Annotated in this window: 2 protein-coding genes; one reads left to right on the top strand and one right to left on the bottom strand. The window is 45.5% G+C overall.

Features of this window, described 5'->3' with window-relative positions; genetic code table 11:
- Positions 1–123: 123 nt before the first annotated feature.
- Positions 124–696 (bottom strand): hypothetical protein, encoded by a 573-nt coding sequence (locus tag AB4507_RS18700; RefSeq protein ID WP_372183077.1) that lies wholly within the window; start codon positions 694–696, stop codon positions 124–126.
- A 465-nt stretch (positions 697–1,161) separates the two neighbouring features.
- Between AB4507_RS18700 and AB4507_RS18705 the strand changes: the two genes are divergently transcribed.
- The gene (locus tag AB4507_RS18705; RefSeq protein ID WP_372074945.1) at positions 1,162–2,589 is read left to right on the top strand and encodes an NAD-dependent succinate-semialdehyde dehydrogenase; all 1,428 of its coding nucleotides are present in this window, start codon (positions 1,162–1,164) and stop codon (positions 2,587–2,589) included.
- The last annotated feature ends 128 nt before the right edge of the window (positions 2,590–2,717 follow it).

The following is a 2,717-nucleotide window of genomic DNA, read 5'->3' on the forward strand; positions in this document are numbered from 1 at the left end:
ATGAACCATAAAAAAGCCCCGCTATAGGGGCGGGGAAAGTTACCAAAGGTAAAAGAGAAATCAGTGCTCAAATGTCAGCGCTGCGTCTCACAGATCAGCACTGCACATTTCAAAGACAGTTCGTTAGATTGCGAAGCAAAAACCTAGGTTATAGTCTTCACCATTTTTCGCAGTGAACTCTTTGTCTTCACTTGATGCATTCGGGCGGCCACTTTCATCGCCTTTTACTAAGCTCACCCAGTGACGGATGCCAGAAGAACTTCTGGCCTCAGTTTGACCAAACGTAGTGCACGTCTCTAATTGGATATCTTGAATATCAACCAACTCCAGACGGCCTGTGCCTTTACGAGCGCCGATTGTCACTTCAACGTGCGTACCGCTTTCATCACGGAATAGGATTGCTGAAGGCTTAGATTTATCACCTGTGTAAGCTACAAAGTGTTTAGCGCGTTTTAGGCCGGTGTGCTCACCGTTTTTGAAGTAAACCTGAACATGTCGGTAATCAATCTCGTAGCTCACCGCGTCTTCGTGTGAACCCGCCTCAAGAGGAAATAAAGTATCAAGCAACTGTTTCGCCATTTTCTGTTTTTCGAGTTGCTTGTCTGCTTTCACCATTTCGACGGCAAAGACAGCTTCAGCAATAAATGTTGAATGGTTTCTGTGAAGTTCTGTTTTGTCTAGTGTCAGCATATTCATAGTCTATCCCTCGTACGGCTTTAAATTTCATTTAGGTCAAACATCCCAATAGACCCTTTTCAAAATTGTTCTTTACTGTGTGGTTTCCATGTTTTTCATACTACTGTTATTTTTGAAACAATTTCACAACAAAAATTACACAGTGTGAATTTTACTAAATTGCTTTTTTACACAAACCGGCATTTCGAGCCCCCAGCCCTTTATTTAACTGGGTTGAGGGTTCCGTAGAAACGCGTTTACGTGTTGTTTGAATTTGTGTAATGCCCGACTAAATCACAGTCAACACGCAACGCTATGGTCATCATTTCAGGAAAAACGGGAGGTGTTTTCATCTTGAAAACAAAAAACTGTATTATTGAGTCGTAACCACAAGCTTCGAGCAACGAACACCTGGTCGAAGTCACTCTAACTCTCACTGCCCACAAATAAGCAACACGTCTAAAGTAATCATCAAGAAGGAATCACATGCTAGAAATTAATAACCAGCACTTACTCTCTTTTATGGTGACAGAAGCGAACAACGCAGTTGCAGTCACAAACCCAGCAACGGGTGAACTCATCGGGCACGCACCGATATCATCAGAAACAGAGTTATCGAGCGCGATTGAACGAGCTCATGTAGCGCAAAAAGAGTGGGCAAAAATCCCTGCTAAATCTCGTGCTGCACTACTTCATCGCTGGCACCAGTTGATCCTCGAAAACAAGAATGACCTTGCTCGAATCATGACGATTGAACAAGGTAAACCGTTAGCCGAAGCGGCAGGCGAAGTGGTGTATGGCGCGAGCTTCATTGAGTGGTTTGCAGAAGAAGCAAAGCGCACTTATGGTGATTCCATTCCTAGCACAGTCGCAGGCAAACGTTTGGTGACCATCAAGCAACCGATCGGAGTGGCGTGCGCGATTACGCCATGGAACTTCCCTATTGCAATGATCACTCGTAAAGCGGCTCCTGCCTTAGCTGCGGGTTGTAGCTTTGTCGTGAAACCTTCGGATGAGACACCGCTTTCCGCGTTTGCTGTGGTTGAACTGGCTTATCAAGCGGGTATCCCTAAAGATCTACTTCAAGTGGTGCTTGGTGAAAGCCCTGAACAAGTGGGCAACCTATTCACTTCGCATCCGCTTATCAAAAAAATCTCTTTCACTGGGTCGACCCGTGTGGGCAGTATTTTGATGGCTCAAGCAGCAAAAGGCATCAAACGCACCTCAATGGAACTTGGCGGTAACGCACCATTTATTGTGTTTGACGATGCCGACATCGATGCAGCCGTTCAAGGGGCAATGGCGTCGAAGTTCCGTAATGCAGGTCAAACATGTGTCTGTGCAAACCGATTCTACGTTCACAGTAAAGTGTACGATGAGTTTGTGGCTAAATTCGATCAAGCGGTTCAGCAGCTTAAGATTGGTAACGGCTTAGATGAAGGTGTCACGATTGGCCCTGTTGTCAGCCTGAACGCAAAGAACAACATCCAAGCTTTGGTAAACCGAGCGATTGAACAAGGTGCCACGCCTGTCACGCCAACTCAGGAACTTAATGGGCTTTTCATTCAACCTGTTGTTCTTAAAGATGTAAAACACAGCATGGACATCGTTCAACAAGAGATCTTTGGCCCAGTCGCGCCCGTGATGAAATTCGACACGGACGAAGAGCTTATCGAGATGGCCAACGATACGATTTATGGTTTGGCGTCTTACTTCTACAGTCAGAACATCCACCGAGTGTGGAACATTGCAGAAGCGCTTGAGTACGGTATGGTCGGCATTAATGATGGTCTAATCTCAACCGAAGTCGCGCCTTTCGGTGGTGTGAAACAATCAGGTATTGGCCGTGAAGGTGCGAAAGAAGGCATCGATGAGTACATGGACATTAAGTATCTTTGCTTTGGCGGAAAATAAGGTTGGTAGTAACTAAGTTCTGGCAGTGATTAGGGCTCGGAAATAATTAAGTCTTAGTGAGCACTAACCTGCCCCATTCTCCCCCCTTCCCTTCACAAAAATGAATCAAAAAAAAAGGTTCATCGCGG

It is taken from the genome of Vibrio sp. 10N.222.54.A3, assembly GCF_041474095.1.
Lineage (GTDB): Bacteria > Pseudomonadota > Gammaproteobacteria > Enterobacterales > Vibrionaceae > Vibrio > Vibrio crassostreae_C.

Excerpts from the sequence above, each read along its gene's own strand:
- AB4507_RS18700 (WP_372183077.1), bottom strand. The coding sequence starts at position 696 with ATGAATATGCTGACACTAGACAAAACAGAACTTCACAGAAACCATTCA.
- AB4507_RS18705 (WP_372074945.1), top strand. The coding sequence starts at position 1,162 with ATGCTAGAAATTAATAACCAGCACTTACTCTCTTTTATGGTGACAGAA.